22 protein-coding genes are annotated in these 24,148 nt (G+C 33.9%); 15 read left to right on the forward strand and 7 right to left on the reverse strand.

Going from position 1 to position 24,148, the window contains the following annotated elements; translation table 11 throughout:
* Positions 1-10 precede the first annotated feature (10 nt).
* Together AC0J6S_RS12535 and AC0J6S_RS12540 are read right to left on the reverse strand one after the other, a co-directional pair.
* The gene (locus AC0J6S_RS12535; protein ID WP_474954120.1) at positions 11-406 is read right to left on the reverse strand and encodes a response regulator; all 396 of its coding nucleotides are present in this window, start codon (positions 404-406) and stop codon (positions 11-13) included.
* Entirely contained in the window at positions 403-3,246 is a 2,844-nt protein-coding gene (locus tag AC0J6S_RS12540) for a PAS domain S-box protein (protein WP_474954121.1), read from the reverse strand. Before AC0J6S_RS12540 ends, AC0J6S_RS12535 begins: the two co-directional genes overlap by 4 nt.
* A gap of 355 nt (positions 3,247-3,601) precedes the next feature.
* On the opposite strand from AC0J6S_RS12540, the gene AC0J6S_RS12545 reads away from it, so the two are divergent.
* From AC0J6S_RS12545 to AC0J6S_RS12565, 5 genes are all read left to right on the forward strand, one after another.
* Positions 3,602-3,751: a hypothetical protein gene (locus AC0J6S_RS12545; RefSeq protein WP_165151136.1), complete on the forward strand. Its 150-nt coding sequence runs from the start codon at positions 3,602-3,604 to the stop codon at positions 3,749-3,751.
* A gap of 16 nt (positions 3,752-3,767) precedes the next feature.
* A complete protein-coding gene (locus AC0J6S_RS12550) occupies positions 3,768-4,010 on the forward strand; it encodes a hypothetical protein (protein WP_196853882.1) in 243 nt (80 codons plus the stop codon).
* A gap of 19 nt (positions 4,011-4,029) precedes the next feature.
* Positions 4,030-4,410 (forward strand): YchJ family protein, encoded by a 381-nt coding sequence (locus AC0J6S_RS12555; RefSeq protein WP_474954122.1) that lies wholly within the window; start codon positions 4,030-4,032, stop codon positions 4,408-4,410.
* A 91-nt stretch (positions 4,411-4,501) separates the two neighbouring features.
* A complete protein-coding gene (locus AC0J6S_RS12560; RefSeq protein ID WP_474954123.1) occupies positions 4,502-5,620 on the forward strand; it encodes a vWA domain-containing protein in 1,119 nt (372 codons plus the stop codon).
* A 60-nt stretch (positions 5,621-5,680) separates the two neighbouring features.
* Positions 5,681-7,144 carry an AAA family ATPase gene (locus tag AC0J6S_RS12565; protein WP_131910577.1) on the forward strand — a complete coding sequence of 488 codons (1,464 nt, stop codon included), beginning with the start codon at positions 5,681-5,683 and terminating at the stop codon, positions 7,142-7,144.
* A gap of 98 nt (positions 7,145-7,242) precedes the next feature.
* Here AC0J6S_RS12565 and recG read toward each other — a convergent pair whose 3' ends face one another.
* Positions 7,243-9,348, reverse strand: coding sequence for an ATP-dependent DNA helicase RecG (gene recG, locus AC0J6S_RS12570; RefSeq protein ID WP_474954124.1), 2,106 nt, complete (start codon positions 9,346-9,348; stop codon positions 7,243-7,245).
* 458 nt (positions 9,349-9,806) lie between these two features.
* Between recG and AC0J6S_RS12575 the strand changes: the two genes are divergently transcribed.
* The 6 genes from AC0J6S_RS12575 to AC0J6S_RS12600 all read left to right on the forward strand — a co-directional run bounded on the left by AC0J6S_RS12575 (position 9,807) and on the right by AC0J6S_RS12600 (position 13,872).
* Positions 9,807-10,238, forward strand: coding sequence for a MarR family winged helix-turn-helix transcriptional regulator (locus AC0J6S_RS12575; protein WP_474954125.1), 432 nt, complete (start codon positions 9,807-9,809; stop codon positions 10,236-10,238).
* Positions 10,235-10,669: an organic hydroperoxide resistance protein gene (locus AC0J6S_RS12580; RefSeq protein WP_474954126.1), complete on the forward strand. Its 435-nt coding sequence runs from the start codon at positions 10,235-10,237 to the stop codon at positions 10,667-10,669. Before AC0J6S_RS12575 ends, AC0J6S_RS12580 begins: the two co-directional genes overlap by 4 nt.
* Before the next feature lie 15 nt (positions 10,670-10,684).
* Positions 10,685-11,320, forward strand: coding sequence for a nitroreductase family protein (locus AC0J6S_RS12585; RefSeq protein ID WP_474954127.1), 636 nt, complete (start codon positions 10,685-10,687; stop codon positions 11,318-11,320).
* Between the two features lie 778 nt (positions 11,321-12,098).
* Positions 12,099-12,578 (forward strand): GyrI-like domain-containing protein, encoded by a 480-nt coding sequence (locus tag AC0J6S_RS12590; protein ID WP_474954128.1) that lies wholly within the window; start codon positions 12,099-12,101, stop codon positions 12,576-12,578.
* 109 nt (positions 12,579-12,687) lie between these two features.
* Complete coding sequence (locus AC0J6S_RS12595; protein WP_474954129.1) at positions 12,688-13,236, forward strand: DUF1697 domain-containing protein; 549 nt, start codon at positions 12,688-12,690, stop codon at positions 13,234-13,236.
* A 210-nt stretch (positions 13,237-13,446) separates the two neighbouring features.
* Positions 13,447-13,872, forward strand: a complete 426-nt coding sequence (locus AC0J6S_RS12600) for a hypothetical protein (protein ID WP_474954130.1) — start codon at positions 13,447-13,449, stop codon at positions 13,870-13,872.
* 185 nt (positions 13,873-14,057) lie between these two features.
* Here AC0J6S_RS12600 and AC0J6S_RS12605 read toward each other — a convergent pair whose 3' ends face one another.
* Positions 14,058-14,795: a Dph6-related ATP pyrophosphatase gene (locus tag AC0J6S_RS12605; RefSeq protein ID WP_474954131.1), complete on the reverse strand. Its 738-nt coding sequence runs from the start codon at positions 14,793-14,795 to the stop codon at positions 14,058-14,060.
* Between the two features lie 103 nt (positions 14,796-14,898).
* Between AC0J6S_RS12605 and AC0J6S_RS12610 the strand changes: the two genes are divergently transcribed.
* A complete protein-coding gene (locus tag AC0J6S_RS12610; RefSeq protein ID WP_474954132.1) occupies positions 14,899-16,962 on the forward strand; it encodes a M1 family metallopeptidase in 2,064 nt (687 codons plus the stop codon).
* 101 nt (positions 16,963-17,063) lie between these two features.
* Here AC0J6S_RS12610 and AC0J6S_RS12615 read toward each other — a convergent pair whose 3' ends face one another.
* Positions 17,064-17,585, reverse strand: coding sequence for a DUF7935 family protein (locus tag AC0J6S_RS12615; protein ID WP_474954133.1), 522 nt, complete (start codon positions 17,583-17,585; stop codon positions 17,064-17,066).
* Positions 17,586-17,716: 131 nt separating this feature from the next.
* On the opposite strand from AC0J6S_RS12615, the gene AC0J6S_RS12620 reads away from it, so the two are divergent.
* The 3 genes from AC0J6S_RS12620 (at position 17,717) to AC0J6S_RS12630 (ending at position 21,853) form a co-directional block, all read left to right on the forward strand.
* Positions 17,717-18,481 (forward strand): sulfite exporter TauE/SafE family protein, encoded by a 765-nt coding sequence (locus AC0J6S_RS12620; protein ID WP_474956363.1) that lies wholly within the window; start codon positions 17,717-17,719, stop codon positions 18,479-18,481.
* A 330-nt stretch (positions 18,482-18,811) separates the two neighbouring features.
* Positions 18,812-21,148, forward strand: coding sequence for an ATP-dependent helicase (locus AC0J6S_RS12625; protein ID WP_474954134.1), 2,337 nt, complete (start codon positions 18,812-18,814; stop codon positions 21,146-21,148).
* Positions 21,149-21,232: 84 nt separating this feature from the next.
* Positions 21,233-21,853: an L-threonylcarbamoyladenylate synthase gene (locus AC0J6S_RS12630; RefSeq protein ID WP_474954135.1), complete on the forward strand. Its 621-nt coding sequence runs from the start codon at positions 21,233-21,235 to the stop codon at positions 21,851-21,853.
* Between the two features lie 729 nt (positions 21,854-22,582).
* Here the strand turns inward: AC0J6S_RS12630 and AC0J6S_RS12635 are convergent.
* A complete protein-coding gene (locus AC0J6S_RS12635) occupies positions 22,583-23,179 on the reverse strand; it encodes an RsmD family RNA methyltransferase (RefSeq protein ID WP_474954136.1) in 597 nt (198 codons plus the stop codon).
* Positions 23,176-23,985 carry a DUF3822 family protein gene (locus AC0J6S_RS12640; protein ID WP_474954137.1) on the reverse strand — a complete coding sequence of 270 codons (810 nt, stop codon included), beginning with the start codon at positions 23,983-23,985 and terminating at the stop codon, positions 23,176-23,178. Before AC0J6S_RS12640 ends, AC0J6S_RS12635 begins: the two co-directional genes overlap by 4 nt.
* Positions 23,986-24,148 lie beyond the last annotated feature (163 nt).

Raw genomic sequence — 24,148 nt, forward strand, 5'->3', positions numbered from 1 at the left:
GCTTAAACTTTTAATCATTTGAAGCAATTAATATCAAATCGTTTACTGTAATTGGTTTAGATAGATACCCTAATATATTGCAGTACGATTTTGATTTGTTTTTATCTTCTACCGCAATGGAAGAACTTACAATATAAACGACTATTTCTTTTGGAAATTTAGGTTTGATTATACCCATTTCCTCCATGAATTCCCATCCATCCATTATAGGCATATTGATATCCAATAAAATTATATCTGGAAGTTGTTCGTTATTTTCTAAAGCATTATGCAAGTCATCAATAGCATCTTTTCCATTTTTGAAAGAGGAACTCTCTGAAAACATTTCGGATTTTTGAATTATTTTATTTACGATGATTTGGTAAATAGCATCATCGTCTACTATCCAGATTGCTTTTTTTGTCATTGAATATAGATTTTAAATGTAGTTCCAATATTCGGTTCACTTTCCACGGTAATATTTCCTCCCATCGCGTCAATTTGATTTTTGGTTATAAATAATCCAATTCCTTTTGAGTCGGAATTGTTTGTAAATGTTTTGTACTTACCAAAAATTTTATCTGCATTTCTGACAAGATCAATTCCTATCCCGTTGTCCGAAATTTGTAGAATTTTCATGTCATTCTCCATCAAAAATTTAATTGTTATAATTGGTTTGCGTGATGGATGTCTGTATCTAATTGAATTTGAAATGATATTATAAAGGATGCTTTCCAGATATGCAGGATTGTAATTAATTATAGCTTCATCGGGTATTTCTGTTAAAATCGTAACTTCATTGGTTGTGATTTGTTCCGAAAGTACATTTCTTACTGTTGTAATGTAATGCTCTAAATTTAAAGGTTCCGATACTAAACCAATATTTGTTCTAATGTTAATGACTTCGTTTAAATGAAGCATCGTTTCGTTTAACGAACAGGAAACAGTTTTCAATAATTCCATCATTTGTTCTCTTTCTTCTTCGGTTTCCGAGGATTCAATCAAAGCCACAATAGAGGCAATGTTACTGGTGTGTGATCTTAAATTATGAGAAACGATATAGGAGAAATTTAGTAGTCTTTTATTTTGTTCGGTAACCAGGTTGAAGGAGTTATTCAGTTCCTTTTCAGCTTCCTTTGTTTTAGTGATATCAATCATGATACCTCGTAAACTTTTTGTTTTGCCATTTTCAATGACAACATTTACGATGTCACGGAGCCAAACTAAAGTTCCATTTTTGGCGACCATTCTATACTCAAAATCATGGTCTGCCTTCTCATTAGTTTTTATCCTGCAATAATTCTGAACCCATTCAGTATCTTCTACATAAATATGGTCTAGCCAAAAAGTAGGACTTTCGAGCCATTCTTCAGGGCTGTAACCTAAAATATTCTGTACTTTCTGACTGATAAAATTAAAATTAAAAGTTACTGCGTCACATTCCCAAACAATCCCATCAATTGTATTAATCAAGGATTCCATTCTTTGATTTGTTTCAAGAATAATCTTTTCTACAGCTTTCCTGTCAGTAGTATCTTCGGTAGAAACTATAATTCTTGCTAATGAATTTTTATATCCTTGGATTGTATTCCAACGCAAATTTATATTACGATATTCTCCCTCTGAATTTTTTATAATCGTATCTAAAATAAATTTATTTTCACCTTGAGTTATTGCAATAAGATGCTCGGTAAAACAATATAATGCCTTGTTGTTGAATAAATTAGATTTTGTTTGGATTAAATCTTCTTTAGTCTTAACCTTATGTAGTTTAAGGCAGGCTTTGTTTGCATCAATTAATTTAACTAACGAATGGGATTTATCAACAATATTTGGATTTTTTTCAAAGTAGTTTCTAACAACTTCTATATCTTCATGCATTAAATTAAGTTCTTCAAGGTATTTTTTAACATTAGAAAAATCTTCTTCTCTTAATGGTAAAGGCGAATCATCAAATAAACTTTTAAATCGAATTTCACTTTTTTTGATTAATTCTTCAGCTTCTTTTTTTAAGGTAATATCTTCAATAATTGAAATAGCAGTAATTTGTTCGTTTTTTCTGTCTATTATTGGTGTAACCGTCAAATTGACCCAAATAATTTTTCCATTGTTTGTGTAATATCTTTTTTCCATGGAATATTCATTGATTATTCCATTTTTCAGTTTGCTCACATGTATTAAATCTGTTTCAAGATCATCAGGATGAGTTATGGACTGAAAATTTTTTTGTTTAATTTCGCTTTGAGTATAGCCCAAAAGGTCACAAAATTTATTATTTACTTCCAAAAAAGTCCCTGTAGAAAGATCTACACTAGCAATCCCAATTGCTGCTTGATCAAAAATAATTTTAAACTTGATTTCAGAATTCAATAATTTAGTAGCTTGTGCGGTAACTAAAGATTGCAATTCTTCGGGTGTTTTTACAAGAAAATAAATTAGGATACCAAAAAGTCCAGCAAGAATAATTCCAATAATCCCAGGAATTATGATTTGGAAATATATATAATTGTTATTTTTTGAGATCAAATATAACTTCCAGTCGCCATCAGGGATTGTTCTGCTAATGCTATAATTTTTTAAAAAATCAGTTTGGTTGGGCAGGTAAAAGACTTCTTTTTGTTTCTCAACATTATATTTTGAAAATTGGAAGTAATATTTTGAATCATCTACGTTATTTATACCCAAAGCTTTTAAGAAAGTTTCTAATTTGATGATAACAGCAGAAAACCCCCAGAATTTATTATTTTGAAAAACTGGAAATCTGCCTACAATTCCTACTCCGCCTTGTTTTAGTTCAAAAGGGCCTGCAAAATACATCTTTTTTTTAGCGATTGATTTCAAAGCTTCTTTTTTAAGGTTCTGTTCAGTTAGAATATTTAAATTTAAAGCGGGTTCATTACCTTTCAATGGATGAATATACTTAATTATGCCATCTGGAACCAATTGGACCGTACTAATATTTGCATTTGATTCCATTAATTTTTCACTCACGTAGTCAAAATTTTCAGGAATGCCTTTATCATTTATTGTTAGTGCCAGCGTTAAAGTGGTCGTATAACAGTTTTTTAGCGCTTGTTCTATATTTTGATGAACAACATTCAAAATGTTATTCATTTCACGTTGCTCATCTTCTTTTATTAGTTTGTATTGCTGTAAGAGTATAAAACCTACAACGTAACTTAAAAATAGGAATACTACAAAACCAGTTGTTTTCGGTCTTTTTAAGAACCATCTGATGAATTTAGGGTATTTTTTTTCAGACTTCATTTAATTTATTAGTAGGTTTGGGCGTCAATTTGGTTCAAAAAATAAAGATATAAAAAATAAATATATGACCATACTTATTTGTGAATTATAGTTTTATTCTCAGTTAATAGTTTTTAAAATACTTTTTAATGAATCTGTGAAGTAGGCAAACTTTTGTCAAAACTCATAATTTAAGCCTTAATGGTTTTAAAATAAATATTTTTTTATTCTCCAAATATTTAATTACCAAATCATAGCTTCAATTTTAAACAAGAAAGAAACTAACAAACTAAATGAATATAATTTCGATAATAAATCCGAACTTTGCTGCGGTTTTCGAATCTAATACGTGATTTGATTATTTAAAAATAAACACATGAGCAGAAATAACGAAAGAAACATTAAAAAGCATAACGATAAGTTACACAAAGCGCAAGACAAAGCTAAACAAGCTGTACTATTGCGCAAGGAAAAACTAAAACAAATTACTAAAAAGTTTAATGAAGACAAGGCTTCAGAAGAATAAAATATACATTCATATCATGGAAAAAAATAGATTTGACGAAGTAAAAAGTGGTGTTCAGGAAATAATTGATTTTATAGCACAGAAAAATGCCAAAGAAGCCAACAACAAATTAGCAGAAGTTAGCGAAGAATTGGATGAATTACTCGATTTTGCAGAGGAAGATGAAGATCTAATGGAAATTAGTCGCTATCAGGTATTATTGAATCAACTGCATCAACGAATAGTAGGACTTAATGGTCAGGCAACGGAATCTCTTTAAACGATTATTATCAAAAATAATGGCAAACAAGTGTTATTGCGGTTCAAATATAATTTTTCAGGATTGTTGCGAACCAATTATAAAAGGCATTCAAAAAGCGACAACAGCTCAATGCTTGATGCGTTCCCGATATTCCGCTTATGCAACTCATCAAGCAGATTATTTGTTGGAAACTACACATATTTCGGAAAGAAAATACTATTCGAAATCCGAAATTTTAAATTGGGCAACCAACAATCATTGGCTTCAATTAGAGATTGTTGATGCTACAGAAAATACGGTGGAATTCAAAGCTTATTTTTTGGACAGCAAACTTCAAAAACAGATTCATCACGAACTTTCTACTTTTAAATTTGAAAATGGAAGTTGGTTTTATGTGGATGGACAATTTTTTAATTAGCTTTAGAGTATCCTTTTCACAGTATTGTTTTAACTAAAAATTAATAAACGTTTCTATTAAGTGCATTTTTATTGATGTAATTTTATTGTCTATGAAAAATGATAATAAAAAAGGATTTTATTTCAAGCAATACGAAGCGCCATTCCAGACTCCGTTTGATAAACTCTTTGGTATTTTCAAAGAATTAATCACACATACTTCGGGAGATTTTGATGAAGCAATCGACTGGTTGAGGGAATTAGACAAAGAATATAAACTCACCGATGAACACTACACAGTCGATGATTTTATTGAAGATTTAAAGAAAAAAGGCTACATCCGCGACGAACTCAAAGAGGATGGAACTTCGGGAATTGGAATTACTGCCAAGACAGAACGTGCCATTCGTCAGCAAGCTTTAGACAACATTTTTGGAAATTTAAAGCGTTCCGGAAGCGGAAATCACAAAACCAAACATTCCGGAAACGGAGACGAACACACCGGTGAATTTCGGGAGTTTCATTTTGGTGACGGACTGGAACGGATTTCGTTAACTGAAAGTTTACGTAACGCGCAAATCAATAATGGAGTAGCCGATTTTATGCTAACCGAAAATGATTTGGTTGTTGAAGAAACGCAGTTCAAATCTCAGATGAGTACGGTTTTAATGATTGACATCAGCCACAGTATGATTTTGTATGGTGAAGATAGAATTACTCCTGCCAAAAAAGTAGCAATGGCTCTTGCTGAATTGATTACGACCCGTTATCCAAAAGATACTTTAGATATTTTAGTTTTTGGAAATGATGCCTGGACTATTGCAATTCGGGATTTACCGTATTTAAAGGTGGGTTCTTATCATACGAATACCGTCGCCGGTTTACAATTAGCGATGGACATTCTGCGCCGAAAACGAAATACCAACAAGCAAATTTTTATGATTACCGATGGGAAACCAAGTTGTGTGCGCGAAAAAGACGGTTCCTATTATATGAACAGTAATGGGCTCGACGAATATATTGTGGATAAATGCTACAATCAGGCGCAACAAGCCCGTAAACTGCACATTCCAATCACCACTTTTATGATTGCCAATGATCCATATCTGCAAAAATTCGTCAATAAGTTTACAGAATCAAATCAGGGAAAAGCTTTTTACACCGGATTAAAAGGACTGGGCGAAATGATTTTTGAAGATTATGAAACCAATCGAAAAAAGAGAATTAAATAAGTGATCAGTATTCAGATTTTAGTGTTCAGTTGATCCAATAAATAACAATAAAGTAAAAAAATGAAAATAGAAAATATAAAAACACTCGGAGAATTAAAAAAATCAGGTTACGAAAGCAAAAGCATTAAAGATGAGTTGCGTTCTAATCTTAGAGAAAAAATAAAATCGGGAAAACCAACTTTTGAAGGAGTTCACGGTTTTGAAAACACGGTGATTCCAGAATTGGAGCGCGCAATTTTATCACGTCACAATATCAATTTATTGGGACTTCGTGGTCAGGCCAAAACCAGATTGGCGCGTAAAATGATCGAATTATTAGATGAATACATTCCGTTTGTAACGGGTTCCGAAATTAATGATGATCCGTTGCAGCCACTTTCCCGTTTTGCCAAAGACATTATAGAAACAAAAGGCGACGAAACCCCAATTTCATGGTTACACAGAAGTGACCGTTTCTTCGAAAAATTAGCTACGCCGGATGTTACCGTTGCTGATTTAATAGGTGATGTGGATCCAATTAAAGCAGCCAATTTAAAATTATCGTATGCGGATGATCGTGTGATTCATTTTGGTATGATTCCAAGAGCGAATCGTTGTATATTCGTCATCAACGAATTACCTGATTTACAGGCGCGAATCCAAGTAGCGTTGTTTAATATTCTGCAGGAAGGCGATATCCAAATTCGTGGATTCAAATTAAGAATGCCACTCGATATGCAATTTGTTTTTACTGCAAATCCTGAGGATTATACGAATCGTGGCAGTATTGTAACGCCATTAAAAGATAGAATTGGGTCTCAAATATTAACGCATTATCCGGAAACCATCAAAATCGCCAGAACCATTACAGAACAAGAAGCGAAACTGGATGTAACTCAAAATGATATGGTTTATGTGCCTTCATTGGCAAGGGATTTATTGGAACAAATCAGTTTTGAAGCAAGAGAGAGCGAATATATTGATAACAAAAGTGGAGTGAGTGCGCGATTGAGCATTACTGCTTTTGAAAACTTACTAAGTACCGCAGAAAGAAGGGCTTTGAAGTCTGGAGCTGATAAAACAACTTTGCGCTTATCTGATTTTATGGGAATTATTCCTGCTATTACCGGAAAAGTAGAGTTGGTTTACGAAGGAGAGCAGGAGGGAGCTGCAGCTGTAGCACAACATTTATTGGGCGATGCAATTCATACTTTTTTCCCGGCTTATTTTCCAAAAATTGAAAAACTAGAGAAAGAAGGCGTCAAAAATGCCTATACGGATATCATTGAATGGTTTTTTGCCGAAAGCGGTTTCGAATTATTAGATGATTGTTCTGATGAAGAATACGAAAGAATCTTAGGAAGTATTGTTCCGCTTGAAATTTTAATCAAGAAATATCAACCGCAATTGGAAAAAGAAGATAAATTTTTCATGAAGGAATTTATTCTTTGGGGATTGGTTGAATACAAGAAACTAAGCAAAGACCGTTTTTCTGAAGGATATCAGTTCAAGGATATTTACGGTAGTTTTATCAGTAAACTATAAATAATAAGCGCTTTTATCGTAAAAGTCATTTGAGAAATTATCAAATTATAATTTCTCAAATGACTTTTTATATTATAAAAGGAATGAATAAAATTAAACTAACTAATATAATTCCAAATATTTTTCTTTTTGGTCATTTCGATAAAAACAGCTCTCAAAGCGGCATGTTCCGGTTTTTGCATGCCCGCATCATCTTTCAGAAGTTTTAAAGCATAATTTCTGGCTAAAGCCAAAGTATCTCGGTCTCGAACCAAGTCGGCAATTTGAAGATTTAAAACACCGCTTTGTTGGGTTCCCATTAAATCACCAGGACCACGAAGCTTTAAGTCGACTTCGGCAATTTCAAAACCATCGTTCGTTCGCACCATCGTTTCCATTCGGGTCTTGCTGTCGGAACTCAATTTATGGCTCGTCATCAGGATGCAATAACTTTGTTCGGCACCACGACCCACACGACCGCGAAGCTGATGCAGTTGCGATAAGCCAAAACGTTCCGCACTTTCGATAATCATTACACTGGCGTTTGGAACATTCACGCCGACCTCAATTACAGTCGTGGCGACCATAATATTGGTTTTTCCTTCCGAAAAACGTTTCATTTCTGCATCTTTTTCGGCGGGTTTCATCTTTCCGTGAAGTATGGAAATAGAATATTGAGGCAACGGAAAATCTCTGGAAACACTTTCGTACCCGTCCATTAAATCCTTGAAATCCATTTTTTCCGATTCCTGAATGAGCGGATACACAATATAAATCTGTCTTCCCAAAGCAATTTCGTCCCGAAGGAATTTCCAAACCTTCAATCGGTTGCTGTCAAATCGGTGTACGGTCTGAATTGGTTTTCGTCCCGGAGGCAATTCGTCAATCACTGAAATGTCTAAATCGCCATATAAACTCATAGCCAAAGTTCGTGGAATAGGCGTAGCGGTCATCACTAAAACGTGTGGCGGAATCACATTTTTCTTCCACAATTTAGAGCGTTGTTCTACGCCAAAACGATGTTGCTCATCAATTACAGCCAGTCCTAAATTCTTGAATTTTACTTTGTCTTCCAATAAAGCATGCGTTCCGATAAGAATATGTAACGTTCCGTTTTCCAGTTCCTCATGGATAATTCTTCGCTGCGCTATTTTAGTCGAACCCGTTAGGATTCTGATATTTATATTTAAAGTTTCTGCCAATTCGGATAAACCGATAAAATGCTGGTTTGCCAAGATTTCCGTGGGAGCCATCAAGCAGGCTTGGAACCCATTATCAAGCGCCAAAAGCATGCTCATAAAAGCTACAATTGTTTTTCCGGAACCTACATCACCTTGCAGCAAACGGTTCATTTGGGCGTTGCTTCCCATGTCCGTTCGGATTTCTTTGATAACTCTTTTTTGGGCATTTGTCAGTTGAAAAGGCAAATGATGCTGGTAAAAATCATTGAAATTTTCGCCTACGGTTGCAAACGGATGTCCTTTTATTTTATGTTTCCGAATGAGATTCTTCGTGATTAATTGCAACTGAATAAAGAACAATTCTTCGAAGATTAATCGGAATTTGGCTTTCGCCAAAACTTCGGTGCTTTTTGGAAAATGAATGTTGAATAAAGCTGCTTTTTTAGGAATCAGCTTCAATTCGTTGATTAAATAATCTGGCAGAGTTTCTGTAAACAACGCTTGTGTTTCCAGAAACAATTGCTGCATCAATTTATTAATCACTCGGTTTGAAATCCCGCGATTTGTCAAGGTTTCGGTAGAAGGATAGACGGGTTGCATGGCAGAACGAAGACTTTTTTCGTGCTCGCTCATCAACTCAATTTCCGGATGCGCCATATTAAAGGTGCTCCCAAAAGACGTGCATTTTCCGAAAATCACACACATTTCGTTCAGCTTTAAACTCTCCCGAATCCATTTGTGACCTTGAAACCAAACAAGTTCCATTTGGCCCGTATCATCGATAAAAGTGGCAACCAATCGTTTCTGGTTTTTGCCAAATTCCACAGTTTTGATATTGATGATTTTACCTATAATCTGAACCTCGGCAATGTTGTTCTGCAGTTCGTTAATCTTGTAATACCGCGTTCGGTCAATGTATCTGTTTGGAAAAAAATTAACCAAATCCTGATACTTATAAATCCCCAGTTCCTTACGAAGCAATTCGCCCCGATTGGGACCAACGCCTTTGAGGTATTCGATGGGAGTAAGTAGGAGATTTTGCATTTAGATTTTTTTGGACACGGATAAAACGGATTTGCAAAAGCAAAAACGCGGATAAAAACGGATTTTTAATTTGATGGAGCGAAGATAGTTTTTTGTTTGGTAAATCGAAAATAGAGGAAAGGCAAAAAAATATTCTTGTTGCAGCGTCATTAACAGCAGGATTCGAAACGTGGTGCTGTACTACATTTTTTAGTAACCGTTCTCGCTATCTATTACAAGCTTTGCGGCACAAAACTTTTTTTTTCTCTCAAAGGCTTTTCTTTACCATCAAGGATAAATACGTAAAAGTATACATTCCATATCCTATTGCTGATTATTTTTAGAACCATTTGCAATCATGATTTTCAAAAGGAGGTTGTTGTGCATTATGACTCAAATGTTAAAGTAATATTAATTGTAAACAATTAAATTGTGTACAATTTAATTAACTGATATCTTTGTATCATTAAAACTAGAACATGAAAAAGCAACAAATTTTAAGTCAGCAAGTTTGCTTTCCTATTTATGCTTTTGCAAAGGAAATTATCAATCAATACCGACCTTTATTAGATGCGATTGAATTGACCTATCCCCAGTACTTAGTAATGCTAGTCCTGTGGGAATTTGAGTCACAAACTGTAAATCAATTAGGCGAAAAGTTAAAACTAGATAGTGGTACATTAACACCTTTGCTAAAACGTATGGAAGCAAAATTATTAGTAACACGCACTAGGAGTAGCAGTGATGAGCGTATTGTAAACATTGCCTTAACGCAAAATGGCAAAGCTTTGCAAATAAAAGCAGCAAATGTTCCCGCACAACTAATCGAAACCATGAATGTAACGGTAGAGGACTTACAGGAGTTAAAAAATATTATTTCAAAAATTTCAAATAAAAATAATAAAAAATGAAAACAATATACAATACTAAAGCAATTGCCCTAGGAGGCAGAAATGGACAAGTAAAAAGCGAAAACGGAATTTTAGACTTGGCTGTTCAATATCCAAAAGCCTTAGGCGGAGCAACCGATGATTTTGCGAATCCCGAAATGTTATTCGCAGCAGGTTATGCCGCTTGTTTTGACAGTGCACTCAATTTAGTAATCAAAAAAGAAAAAATCGAAACTGGTGAAACAAGCGTAAGTGCCACGGTAGGAATTGGTCCAAACCCAACTGGAGGATTTGCTCTCGAAGCTGCTTTACATGCCAATATTCCGGGTGTGACACTAGATATTGCTCAGGATTTAATAGAAAAAGCACATCAGGTTTGTCCGTATTCTAATGCTACTAGAGGAAATATGGAAGTGACATTAACGGTATCAAATGACGAGGTTCAAAACTAAAAAAAGATAAAAAAAATGGCTTTAATAGAGAATTTAAATTGGAGACATGCTGTAAAAGCGTACAATCCTACAAAAAAAGTAAGCAAGGACAAAATTGATAAGATTATCGAGGCTGCTCGTTTGGCACCAACCTCTTCAGGTTTACAACCTTTTCAGGTTTTGGTTGTCGAAAATCAAGAGTTGAAAGAAAAATTAGTACAAGGTGCTCTTAATCCAGAATGCATGCGCAATTGTTCTCATGTAATTATTTTTGCAGGATGGGATCGTTACACAGCAGAACGAATTGATAAAGTATACGATTTTACTACTACTGAACGCGGATTGCCACAAGGTCGCTTTAATAGTTATACCGATATGTTGAAGAAAATTTATTTGGGACAAGCACCTGAGGAGAACTTTGCGCACATTGCCAGACAAACTTATATTGCATTAGGATTGGCATTGGCTCAAGCTGCAGAGTCAAAAGTTGACAGTACACCTGTTGAAGGATTTGAAAACAGTGTAGTAGATGAAATACTAGAATTAGACAAATTAGGGCTAAAAAGTGTTTCACTAATGTACGTTGGTTATGCTGATACTCCAAACGACTGGATTGCTCCTATGAAAAAAGTAAGAGTACCAACCGAAGAGTTTGTAGTAGCGTACAAGTAAAATAATGTATTAAGTTCTGTCATACAATACTATAGTATGGCTATTAACAAAAAGCCTAAATCAAAATCATATTTTGTTTTAGGCTTTTTTTGTATTTACGGGAAACCATATGGGGTATTCATGAAGGATTGGTATATTTGGAATCTAACAATTAAATTATTTTAAATTCCATGCGAAATAAAATTATCCTGCCAATAGCTATTTGTTTCCTGACTTTAGAGGTGAGCGCTCTGTGATGTAGACAAGTAAAACAAATTCTATCACTGTGGAACATTCAGATGGAACAATAGCGATATACAATGGATTTAAAAAAAATCTAATATTTGTAAAATTAGGTCAAACCGTCTTTCCTCAAACTGAGTTAGGAGTAATAGAAGAATTCAATCCAGGTGTTTATCGAGCAGATTTTTTATTTTTTATTGGTCCGACAAAGAAATTAATACTGCATCCAAACAATTTTTTCAAAATTACCTTTCTAAATATACCTATTTAGCTCCCTATTTTGTTACTGAAAACGGTGTCGCACAAATCGTGTCAAACAATTACTATGAGGCACTTTACACTGAAGAACAGCTAACTCTTGAATTCAGTCGATCTGAAAAGAAAAAATACCTAAAAGAACCAACCTTATTTCGATAAATAAAAAATACCAGATCAAAAAAACAACAAAAGAAGCAATGTTCTTTTGTTGTCATTGAGGTTAGTTACTTTTGCTTTAAATAATAGTTTGAAATATAAATGGTTTCTTGATGTTACCTACAAATAAATCGCTTAATAGATGAATCCAACAATAACTAGACTCACTGAAAAAAAATGTATTGGTCTGAACCAAAACATGTCCTATGCTGATTATAAAGCGCAAGAAATTTGGAAACGTTTTATGCCAAGGCGCAATGAAATCAAAAATAGAGTAGGTCTTGATTATCTATCCATTCAGGTATTTGGGAACTCGTATTGGAATACTTTTAATGCAGAAAATACTTTTCAGAAATGGGCCGCGGTCGAGGTAAGTGTTTTAGAAGACATTCCCGCCGAAATGGATACATTAATCATTCCAGCTGGCTTGTATGCTGTATTTATGTACAAAGGAGACGGATCAACGGCACCCTCTTTCTTTGAATCGATTTATAGCAGTTGGTTGCCAAATTCTATTTATGAATTGGCAGATCGTCCGCATTTTGAAATTCTTGGAGAAAAATATCAAAAAAACAATCCCACTTCTGCGGAGGAAGTATGGATTCCAATTCAATTTAAATAAGAGTTTAGCATCATTAATTGTTATTTCAAAAAGCAATTTGGAATATTGGTTTGCAGAACCTATTGTTTATGCTAAATAGATAATACATTTGCAAAAAAAGAATTAAATCATGACAACTCATCTCGCATTACTTCGCGGCATCAATGTTTCCGGTCACAGTATGATAAAAATGGAGGCATTAAAAACGACTTTGGAAGCCATTGGTTTTCAAAATGTGCAAACGTATATTCAATCGGGAAATGTTTTTTTGGATACGGAGGAGGAAAATCCTGCGGCTGTTGGTTTCAAAATAAAGCAGGAAATTTTCAAGGCTTTTGGTCATGAAGTGCCAGTTGTGGTTATTAGTTCGGCAGATTTAGAAGCGTGTTTCAAGAATAATCCTTTCTTGAAGGAAAAAGATATTGATACTAAGAAGCTATATGTGGCTTTTATTTCGACCAAGTTGCAAAGTACCAGTATTAATGATTTGAAAATTAGCCAATTCAAACCGGATGAAGCCAGTATTGATGGTAACAGAATTTTTATAAAATACGCTGTTGGCGCCGGAAAAACTAGATTCGATCAAAAATACATTGAGAAAAAACTGAATGTTATCGCAACAATCCGAAATTGGAATACAGTTACGCAACTGCTAAAAATGTACGAGGAAAGAGAATAAGACTTTAAGTCTAGTTCAACCGCTAATTCGCTAATTTTTAAATGTTATCATCCATTTGAAATTTGCGAATTGGCGGTGTTTTTTTAGAGTCAAAACAAGGATGTTTCAGAAACTATTTTAACTTTTTTTATTTTAGAAAAAAAATAATTATAATTTGACGCAACCTTTTGTAAGAAGTAGTGTCTTAAGAATATCTGTAAAATCTGATACATGAAAATACTAATCATTTTTGTTGTTTTCCTTACTATTTTCAGTTCCTGCTCTAAAGATGATGGTGTAACAATAGATAACACTGGTTATTATGGAAAATGGACTTTGGTTGCGATGTCGGGTTCTATTCCTAATTCTGAAACTACAGGCGCAGCAATGGCTTGGCAAGAATTTTATTTGTTCAATGCCAATGGAACTTTTACAAAATCCAGAGAGGAAAATTCTGTAAAAACAACACTTTCGGGAACTTATACGACCACAACTCAATCTGACGGAATATTTTTTGAATTAACATATCCCAATGACAGCGAAATTATAGGCAGCTGTTACGGAAACCAAAAAGAAGTACTGTTTTTGAATGCCAATAATTCTTTGTCCAGTACATGGAGTTATTGCGATGGTCCCGGATTAGAATATAAAAAGTAAATTATAAGTGCTTATTGAACATTTTCATAAGGTTTAGTTTTGGTTAATTTTAGGATTATGAAGCACTTTTGCTAAAGAGTACTCAGAAGTTGAAAAACTTTTGATGCTCTTTTTCTATTTTAAAGCCCTAACTATAAAAAATGAAATCAATCCTAAAGCGATGAATTTAGTAGCCACTAAATAGATTATTTCCTAACCAAATCACAATACCAAAATCCATAATCAAAAGCATCAGAAGCGCTCGTATCACAAGCGTTATCTGAGGTATCTTGTTTTTCTGGTTTTTCATATTTTCTATAAACGACTTCGCCAATTTCAAAATCAATTGGTTTTGAAAAAATGGGACCGTCAAAAGTGAAGGTATGAAATTCACCGTTTTCGCCACAAACATCAACATTTTCAGGTAAATCATTGATGAAGTCCTGGTCAATCACACGACCCACAAAGCTTTTATCCAAGAAACACTCATTGACGCAAACCACGATCGTTTTAAAACCTAAACTGATAAATTCTTGAATAATTTCAAGAGTTGGGATCTTCCAAAGCGGAAAAACACCTTCAAAACCTATTTCGGCTAATTTATCTTCACGGTATTTACGTAAATCTTCGAGAAAAATATCACCAAAAATAGAATGTGTTACGCCTTGGTTTTTTAGTGTAGCCAATGTTTCTCGCATCACATTTTCGTAGACTTCCATCGTAGGCATTTCAGGGATTTGCATAATTTCAAGTGGCAATCCAATGCTTTCGGCCTGTTGCTGCAATAATTCAACTCTAACACCATGCATCGAAATACGCTGATGTTGTTGGTTTACACTGGTTAGTAAACAGACAATTTCAATTTCGGGATTTTGGAGGCTTTTATATAAGGCCAGCGCAGAATCTTTGCCGCTGCTCCAGTTAAATAACGCTTTCTTTTTCAATGTGATTCTCTTGTGATTTTCTGGAGGTAAACTTACAAAATTAGTCGGATTAGTTTGGGAAACCTTTGTAACTTTGGAAATCGCAGCATTAAATGCCTTCCTAATGAAATATCTATTCTTTTTTATTTCCACGTTCACGTTTGCCCAACAAACCCAATTTGTTAATTTTAAATCGGTTCTCGGAAAAATTACCATAAATCCAATTGAAAAAACAGTTTCTGGGGATGTCGATTATGATTTTAATGTTTTGAAATCTATTGACACGATTAAAATTGATGCTCAAAACATGGAATTTTCAAATTTGAAATTAAACGGAAAATCGGTTAATTATATCAATACACAAAAACAATTGCAAATTATTTTTCCTTTTAAAAAAGGGAAAAATAACCTGACTTTTCAGTATTTGGCTAAGCCAAAACAAACGATGTATTTCGTTGGCTCAGCAGCAAATGATAATTTACAAATTTGGACACAGGGACAAGGAAAATATACCAGTCACTGGTTTCCGAGTTTTGATGATGTGAATGAAAAAGTGGTTTTTAATTTGAATATTGTATGCAATAACGAGTATCAGGTAATTTCAAATGGAATATTGAAATTTAAATCAACACTTGATGGACTTTCGCTTTGGCAATATCAAATGCAAAAACCAATGAGTTCCTATTTATTAATGCTTACCATCGGAAAATTTGAAAAAATCAGTCAAAAATCTAAATCCGGAATTCCTTTAGAAATGTATTTGGAACCAAAAGACGTTTCCAAATTTGAACCAACTTATAGGGATTCAAAACGGATGTTTGATTTCTTAGAAAAGGAAACAGGAGTAAAGTATCCTTGGGAAATTTATAAACAAGCGCCCGTTCGAGATTTCTTGTACGCCGGAATGGAAAATACATCATCAACACTTTTCAACACGCGTTATGTGGTCGATTCCACAGGTTTTGAAGACAGAAGTTACACCAATGTCAATGCACATGAATTGGCGCATCAATGGTTCGGGAATTTAGTCACTGCCGAAAGCGGAAAACACCATTGGTTGCAGGAAGGTTTTGCGACTTATTATGCGTTGCTGGCCGAAAAGGAAATCTATGGAGAAGATTATTTTTATTCCAAATTATTCGAGTCGGCACAACAACTGAAATTTGCTTCCCGAACGGATACTATTCCTGTTTTGAATGCCAAAGCAAGTTCGTTGACTTTTTATCAAAAAGGCGCCTGGGCACTTTTTGTTTTGCGCGAAGAAATAGGCGATAAGGCGTTTAAAAAAGCGGTAAAAAACTATATGAAAAAACATGCATTTCAGAATGTGAATACACAAGATTTTTTCACTGAAATCAAAAAAGTATCAAGTTATGATTTGGATAATTTTAGTAAATTATGGCTTGAAACTACTGCTTTCAATACACAACAAGCCAACAGTTTGTTACTAAAAAATAAATCAATTCAGACGCTGTTTGAAGTTGATAAATTGAAAAATAAACCATTGTCAGAGAAAAGAGATTTTCTGGAAAAAATAATGCAGTCTGACGTTTATTTTTCGGTAAAAGAAGCGATTCTGAATCAATTGAAAAATGAAAAATGGGAGAATAAAAAGAGTCTTTTTATTTTAGCTTTAGAAACTAAAAATGTGCAATTACGTCAAACGGTTGCAGCAGCATTGAATGAAATTCCTGAGAGTTTCAGAACGCAATATGAAACTTTATTAGAGGACAAATCGTATCAAACACAAGAACTGGCGCTATATAATTTATGGAATAATTTTCCGGAACAACGCATTCTCTATTTGGATAAATCAAAAAATTGGGTAGGTTTCAATGATTATAATTTAAGGACGCTGTGGCTGTCTTTAGCACTTTCAACACCAAATTATCCTATTGACAAACAAGCTTTGGAAACTGAATTAATGCAATATTCATCAATTGAATATGAAGCGAATACCAGGCTAAATGCTTTGGAGAAATTACTCGCTTTCAAAATAATAAATGAAGTTGTTTTGAAAAATCTCGTAAATGCTACCACGCATCACATGTGGCAATTCACGAAATTTGGTAGAGATAACATTCGAAAATTATTAAAAAATCCAGAAATGAGAGTTTCTTTGGAAAGAATCGTCCCGTATTTAAATAAAGCCGAACAATTTCAATTGAATCGATTGTTGAAAGAATAAGTTTTGAATCAATATGGATTTGATAACCGCTAATTCACTAATTTCAAAAGATTATTGTTGTAGAAATTAGTGAAATTTATTTTTTTTGTAATGTTATATGTTTACCACATTTGACTCACTTCGTTTTTGATATAAGCCAAAGCTGCATTACTAGGAGATTGTTTTTCCATCAAATCACTTAAAAGTACTTCACGTAATTTATCGGCATTATCTACACGATCACTCATATTCGCTTTTCGAATCATTTGAATAGTACTATTTTTTGCCGTGACAATGATCGTCCAGCATTCGTCTGACATGTATACTTGCTGCGTTAAATTGTGTTCAAATTCCTGTTCGATTTGTGCAATTATCAAATTTTCGTAATCGTTTTTATCATTAGAAACAGGAGCAATTCGAATCAATAATTTAGTAGGATTGATGCGTTCCATAAATAAAACCATACGCTCGTAGGCCTGTAAACGCAGTGGTAAAGCGTCCTTTTGAGCTTCTTTTTGCAACAACCAGCGTCTTGTATTTTGTTGGTCTTTAAAATAAGAGTTGAACAAATAATAAGCCACTCCTCCAGTAATTAATGAAGGTACAGTATAAGCCAGAATTTCTATGATTTTTGTTGAGTCCATTTTGTTATAAAAATTTAAAGAGCAAAAATATACTTTTTTGAGTACAAATCAATTTCTATTTAATAGCAATAAATCAATCCGAATAGTATTTTTGCTCCTTGTAACAGCACTACTTAAAATTGAATATCATAATGGAGACTTATGTTCTGGTTTTACTTTGTTTAGCGGCCTTTGCTGCAGGATTTATTGACGCAATTGTGGGCGGTGGCGGATTGATTCAAACACCTATGGGATTGATTTTATTGCCCAATCTTCCTGTTTCAACCGTAATTGGAACCTTGAAAGTTCCTGCTTTTAGTGGTACTTCCTTTGCAGCATATCAATATCTGAAAAAGGTAGATATGAACTGGAAACTATTGTCGATTATGATGCTTCTGGCATTTCCTTCGGCATTTTTGGGTTCCACTTTATTGACGTATGTCAGCAATGACTTCATGAAACCGTTATTGCTGGTGGTTCTTTCATTTTTAGTGATTTATACCTATGCCAAGAAAAATTTTGGACAACACATTGAAAAGAATCATTCTCCCAGAACCCAAATTTGGAATGCTGTCGGAATCAGTTTTGTAGTTGGTTTGTACGATGGATTTATCGGACCAGGAACCGGAAGTTTTTTGGTAGTGGCTTTTATTGCCATTATGGGTTTCGATTTTTTGCACGCTTCCGCAAATGCTAAAATGGTGAATCTGGCGACAAATTTCGGTTCTATTTGTTTGTTTATTTTAAAAGGAAAAATCATTTGGGCAATTGCCTTGCCAATGGCTGCCAGCAATGCTTTTGGAGGGTGGTTAGGGGCTAAATTAGCGATAAACAAAGGAAATAGTTTCATTCGGATTTTCTTTTTGGTTGTGGTTGTTGGGACTTTAATTCGTTTTGCGTACGATGTGTTTTATTAATGAATATAGGTGTTAAACATATAAGTCAGATAAGTTTTTAATTTGAATGTAGATTAGAAATTCTAGTAGTTTATTGTGACAAGACAACTCTTTACAAAGAGCGATTTAGCTTACATTACCAATAAAATCAATTATTTAAAAATTAGTTTCTCTAACTTACATGACTTATATGTTGAAAATCAAATATGGTTTTTTATAAAATATAGGGCATATACGTACTGCTATTTCTTATCTGGTTCAACAAATGAAGAATGGTTTTTTAGCTTCATTTAAAATTACACTTTTCCATCTTTAATGCTTATTTTTGCATACAATACTATAAAAACTTCCATGCACAAATATATCGATCAACTTAATGAAGCCCAACGCGAACCCGTTCTCCAAAAAGACGGCCCCATGATAATTATTGCGGGTGCAGGTTCCGGTAAAACGCGGGTGTTGACTATTAGAATTGCTTATTTGATGAGTCAGGGTATCGATGCGTTTAGTATTCTATCCCTCACCTTTACTAACAAGGCGGCTCGAGAAATGAAAAAACGGATCTCGGATATCGTGGGTGCCGGTGAAGCAAAAAATCTTTGGATGGGAACATTTCACTCGGTTTTTGCTAGAATTTTACGATCAGAAGCCGAACACCTTGGCTATCCTTCCAACTTTACCATATATGATTCTCAGGATTCGTTGCGTGCCATTTCCGGAATCATCAAAGAAATGCAGTTGGATCGTGATGTGTACAAACCAAAACAGGTTTTAAGCCGAATTTCAAATTTCAAAAACAGTTTGATTACCGTAAAAGCCTATTTCAATAATCCGGAGCTACAAGAGGCGGATGCGATGTCTAAAAAGCCTCGAATGGGTGAAATTTATCAAAATTATGTCGATCGTTGTTTCAAATCAGGGGCTATGGACTTTGATGATTTATTATTAAAAACCAACGAATTACTGACTCGTTTTCCAGAAGTTTTGGCTAAATATCAAAACCGTTTCCGTTATATATTAGTAGATGAGTACCAGGATACCAATCACTCACAGTATTTAATTGTCAGAGCTTTATCTGATAAATTTCAGAACATCTGTGTGGTTGGTGATGATGCGCAAAGTATCTATGCGTTTCGTGGTGCAAATATCAATAACATTTTGAACTTCCAGAAAGATTACGAAGGCGTAAAAACTTTCAGATTGGAACAAAATTACCGTTCTACAAAGAATATAGTTGAGGCTGCAAATACGATTATTGATAAAAATAAAGTAAAACTGGACAAAATAGTTTGGACTGCGAATGATTTTGGTCCAAAGATAAAAGTACACCGCAGTTTAACGGATAATGAAGAAGGCCGTTTTGTTGCTAGTACCATTTGGGAACAAAAAATGCAAAATCAGTTGCCTAATGGTGCTTTTGCTATTTTGTACCGCACCAATGCACAATCCCGTGCAATGGAGGATGCATTGAGAAAAAGAGACATTCCGTACCGAATTTATGGCGGACTTTCATTTTACCAAAGAAAAGAGGTCAAGGATGTTTTGTGCTATTTGCGATTGGTTATCAATCCAAAAGATGAAGAAGCGTTGGTTCGGGTGATTAATTATCCGGCGCGTGGAATTGGTAATACAACTATCGAAAAACTGACTATTGCAGCCAATCATTACAAGCGTTCGATATTTGAAGTGATGCAAAACATAGAACGAATCGACTTAAAATTGAATTCGGGAACAAAGCAAAAACTACTCGATTTTGTTACGATGATTCAGAGTTTTCAGGCTATAAATGAAAACCAGGATGCGTTCTATCTTGCTGATCATGTTGCCAAAAAAACTGGATTGATTCAGGAATTAAAAAAAGATGCTACTCCGGAAGGAATGGCTAAAATTCAAAATATTGAGGAATTATTAAACGGAATCAAAGATTTCACCGATGGCCAAAAAGAAGTAGATGGAGCTCGTGGCGCTCTGTCTGAATTTATGGAAGATGTGGCTTTGGCAACCGATTTAGACAAAGATACCAGTGATGAAGATCGTGTGGCGTTGATGACCATTCACTTGGCAAAAGGATTGGAATTCCCTCATGTTTTTGTAGTGGGAATGGAAGAAGATTTGTTCCCAAGTGCCATGAGTATGAGTACTAGGAGTGAATTAGAAGAGGAACGACGCTTGTTTTATGTAGCTTTGACCCGAGCAGAACACCAAGCGTATTTGACGTACGCACAATCACGATACCGTTGGGGGAAATTGACAGACAGTGAACCTTCCCGTTTTATTGAGGAAATCGACAGTCAATATCTGGAATATATGACACCTCCTGAAAATAATTACAGGTACAAACCGATGATTGACAGTGATATTTTTGGAGATGTAGATAAGTCCAAATTGCGTCTGGCAAAACCTGCGAATGGAACTCCTCCGACCAAATATAGTTCAGATAATGAACCAAAAGCAGAGATAAATATTCGTAAATTGAAGCCTGTTACCAATAATGCTGCTTCAGGAAGTGCGAATTTATTTGATAATAAACTCGTTGCCGGGAATATTGTAATGCACGAACGTTTTGGAAAAGGCGAAGTTTTAAACCTTGAAGGAGTAGGAGCAGACAAAAAAGCCGAAATCAAATTTGAAGTTGGCGGAATCAAAAAATTATTGTTGCGTTTTGCGAAACTGGATATTATTGGGTAAAAATTTGTTTCAAGTTTAAGGTTTAAAGTTGTCAGTTAAAAGAACTTTAAGCCTTAAACATTTTAAACTTTAAACTAAAATAAAATGGCTCAATTTATAAAAATATACGAAGATAAACCAAATGAAGCTGCAATTGCTAAAGTGGTTAAGGTTCTGAAAGAAGGTGGTTTAGTGATTTATCCAACGGATACAGTATACGGTTTGGGTTGTGATATTACCAATACCAAAGCTTTGGAACGCATTGCAAAGATCAAAGGAGTGAAGCTTGATAAAGCTAATTTTTCTTTTGTATGCCATGATTTGAGTAATATCTCTGATTATGTTAGACAAATTGACACAACCACTTTTAAAATCTTAAAAAGAGCTTTGCCGGGACCGTATACCTTTATTTTACCGGGAAATAATAACTTACCAAAGGAATTTAAAAAGAAAACAACTGTTGGAATCAGGGTTCCTGATAATGCTATTGCTTTAGAAATTGTAAAATTACTTGGAAATCCTATTGTTTCTACGTCAATTCATGATGAAGATGATGTGATAGAATACACCACTGATCCGGAACTTATTTTTGAGAAATGGCAAAATTTTGTTGACTTAGTCATTGACGGTGGTTATGGTGATAATATAGGATCTACAATTATCGATTTATCAGGTGATGAACCAATTGTAGTAAGAGAAGGAAAAGGAAGTTTAGATATTTTGTAAAATTTAAATCTTTGGCAAAATATTTGCTGAATTAATATTAATTTTTATATTTACCTAAAATTAAAATACTTACTGATTATTAATGATATACACATGCTATTCTTAATTATATTTAATTGGTTGTTAAAGAAAAATTAAGGATACATAAAGGGCAGGTCAATTGACCTGCTTTTTTTATGCAAAAAAGTAATAATTATTTAAAAAAAAGATCAAATTCTTACAAATCAGAATTTAAATTATGATATTGGTTCCCGATAAAAATCGAATTACATTTCGACAAACTAAATAAACTAGAATCTGTGAAAGTATCAGTTTTAAGAATGTAAAATAGTTTTTCTTACTTAATGTATTCTATTTCATAACTTCAAACGCTAACGCAAAAGAAAAACCAGCTATATCAAAAAGTCAATTTAAAATGAATTAAATACTTTTAGGATTTGTTTACAAATTGCGACAAAGTTATAAAATATACTTTACTCAGAATTAAGTTCAGGTTTATGAATCGATTACTGTAGCCCCGGTTTAAGGTTTTCAAGTAACGCACAAACGGAATTTTAACCTTGATTTGAATATGGGTGTTGGTTATAATTATGACAAAAATGACAGCAAATTGGTTCCCGTTTTAAACTTTACTTTTGGTAATTGGAAAAAAGTTGCTTTAAATGATTACTAAAAACAGAAAAGCTCTTGGAATTACAAGAGCTTTTTTGTTTTTATATTCTATCAAGACTATTCTTCTTCAGCATCGTTTTGTCCTGATTCATTTTCAGAATCTTCTGAATCATCAGAACCAATTTCGAAGAAACTAAAAATGGAACCTCCATAACTTTTTTGGAACGAAAAGTGAATCATGTGATCCAGTTTGGTATATTTTGAATGTTCAATTACCATCATTCCATCTTCATTAAGCAATTCTTTTTCGAAAACTAATAAGATAATTTTTTCAAAAGTTTTTTGGTCCAAAGCATACGGTGGATCTGCGAAAATAATATCGTAGGACGTTTTACATCTTTCTAAATACGTGAAAACATCACTTTTTGTGGCAGCAATATTAAAATCATATTCGGCTGCAACTTGCTTGATGAATTTTACACAACCAAAATCACCATCAACAGAAGTGATTGGCGTACAGCCTCTTGATGCAAACTCGTAACTGATATTTCCTGTTCCTGCGAATAAATCTAATATTTTAAGTCCTTCAAAACTGAAATGGTTGTTCAAAACATTGAATAATGCTTCTTTAGACATATCGGTTGTAGGACGAACAGGCAATCCTTTTGGTGGAAAAATGCGTCTTCCTTTGTATTTTCCTGAAATGATTCTCATGAGTTGAAAAGTATAAAATGATTTCTGTTTTCGGCCTCAGAAAAATAATTGTTCCATCGCAAATCTTCCACATCAATGAGGGAAACGTTGCGAATATATTTGAAAGCGATTTTGAAATAATCGCTTTCGGTATCAATATCTCCGATTAGTTCGAATGGGAAGTTTTCGGGATTTAAGTTCAATTGTTCGGCAGTAAATAAGATGTAATACAAGAAATCTTCTGGCGTGCTGTAATCGAAAGAATTGAAAAGAATTAGTTTTTGGTTCTGAACCACAATGATTTCAAAATGGCCTGTATTAATATGTACAAACATTTTTTTCTCATCGTTATTTTTGGAAGCAACTAATAATTTGGAAACCAAAATACTATTTGCATGTTTGTAATCGAAAGTGCCAAATTGGTCAATGAAAAAATTATTGATATTCACATACGGAATATAAACCGCATTCATTTGATAGTTTGGAATTTCATCAAAAGCGAAAAAATCAGTTTGAAAAACCTTTGTATTGTACTGCAAATAACTGCCTAAAAAGTTTTCATCAAATAACGGTTCGGGAACGAATGTTGAAAGATTATTATTGTGAATTACCAGAATTTCATCATAGGAATCCTTTAATTCTGGATGATTGTTGAAAGCATCAGCAAACAAATCTTCAATTTTTGCAGCTTTTTGAAACGTATCAAAATGCACTTCGTTGAATGAAATTACAGTATTATTTAGCGTGTCAAAACAACAAAAAGAAAGTCCTGTCAAGGAAACTTGAATGGAAAGTTTTTTATATTTTTTTTCGGCTATGTTTATCATACTATTGATTTTTTCAACAACGCAAACTTACAAATTTAAAAATCAATTTCATTATCAAAATTCAATTGCAATGGCAAAAATCAATTACAAAACTCAATTGCATTGACAATAGCAGTACCAATGACAATAGCAATGACAATAGCAAAATTCAATGGTAGTATTT

Source organism: Flavobacterium sp. TS_SC_5 (assembly GCF_056156265.1).

Coding starts and splice junctions, on each gene's coding strand:
- AC0J6S_RS12535 (WP_474954120.1), bottom strand. CDS start 406: ATGACAAAAAAAGCAATCTGGATAGTAGACGATGATGCTATTTACCAA.
- AC0J6S_RS12540 (WP_474954121.1), bottom strand. CDS start 3,246: ATGAAGTCTGAAAAAAAATACCCTAAATTCATCAGATGGTTCTTAAAA.
- AC0J6S_RS12545 (WP_165151136.1), top strand. CDS start 3,602: ATGAGCAGAAATAACGAAAGAAACATTAAAAAGCATAACGATAAGTTA.
- AC0J6S_RS12550 (WP_196853882.1), top strand. CDS start 3,768: ATGGAAAAAAATAGATTTGACGAAGTAAAAAGTGGTGTTCAGGAAATA.
- AC0J6S_RS12555 (WP_474954122.1), top strand. CDS start 4,030: ATGGCAAACAAGTGTTATTGCGGTTCAAATATAATTTTTCAGGATTGT.
- AC0J6S_RS12560 (WP_474954123.1), top strand. CDS start 4,502: ATGAAAAATGATAATAAAAAAGGATTTTATTTCAAGCAATACGAAGCG.
- AC0J6S_RS12565 (WP_131910577.1), top strand. CDS start 5,681: ATGAAAATAGAAAATATAAAAACACTCGGAGAATTAAAAAAATCAGGT.
- recG (WP_474954124.1), bottom strand. CDS start 9,348: ATGCAAAATCTCCTACTTACTCCCATCGAATACCTCAAAGGCGTTGGT.
- AC0J6S_RS12575 (WP_474954125.1), top strand. CDS start 9,807: ATGAAAAAGCAACAAATTTTAAGTCAGCAAGTTTGCTTTCCTATTTAT.
- AC0J6S_RS12580 (WP_474954126.1), top strand. CDS start 10,235: ATGAAAACAATATACAATACTAAAGCAATTGCCCTAGGAGGCAGAAAT.
- AC0J6S_RS12585 (WP_474954127.1), top strand. CDS start 10,685: ATGGCTTTAATAGAGAATTTAAATTGGAGACATGCTGTAAAAGCGTAC.
- AC0J6S_RS12590 (WP_474954128.1), top strand. CDS start 12,099: ATGAATCCAACAATAACTAGACTCACTGAAAAAAAATGTATTGGTCTG.
- AC0J6S_RS12595 (WP_474954129.1), top strand. CDS start 12,688: ATGACAACTCATCTCGCATTACTTCGCGGCATCAATGTTTCCGGTCAC.
- AC0J6S_RS12600 (WP_474954130.1), top strand. CDS start 13,447: ATGAAAATACTAATCATTTTTGTTGTTTTCCTTACTATTTTCAGTTCC.
- AC0J6S_RS12610 (WP_474954132.1), top strand. CDS start 14,899: ATGAAATATCTATTCTTTTTTATTTCCACGTTCACGTTTGCCCAACAA.
- AC0J6S_RS12615 (WP_474954133.1), bottom strand. CDS start 17,585: ATGGACTCAACAAAAATCATAGAAATTCTGGCTTATACTGTACCTTCA.
- AC0J6S_RS12620 (WP_474956363.1), top strand. CDS start 17,717: ATGGAGACTTATGTTCTGGTTTTACTTTGTTTAGCGGCCTTTGCTGCA.
- AC0J6S_RS12625 (WP_474954134.1), top strand. CDS start 18,812: ATGCACAAATATATCGATCAACTTAATGAAGCCCAACGCGAACCCGTT.
- AC0J6S_RS12630 (WP_474954135.1), top strand. CDS start 21,233: ATGGCTCAATTTATAAAAATATACGAAGATAAACCAAATGAAGCTGCA.
- AC0J6S_RS12635 (WP_474954136.1), bottom strand. CDS start 23,179: ATGAGAATCATTTCAGGAAAATACAAAGGAAGACGCATTTTTCCACCA.
- AC0J6S_RS12640 (WP_474954137.1), bottom strand. CDS start 23,985: ATGATAAACATAGCCGAAAAAAAATATAAAAAACTTTCCATTCAAGTT.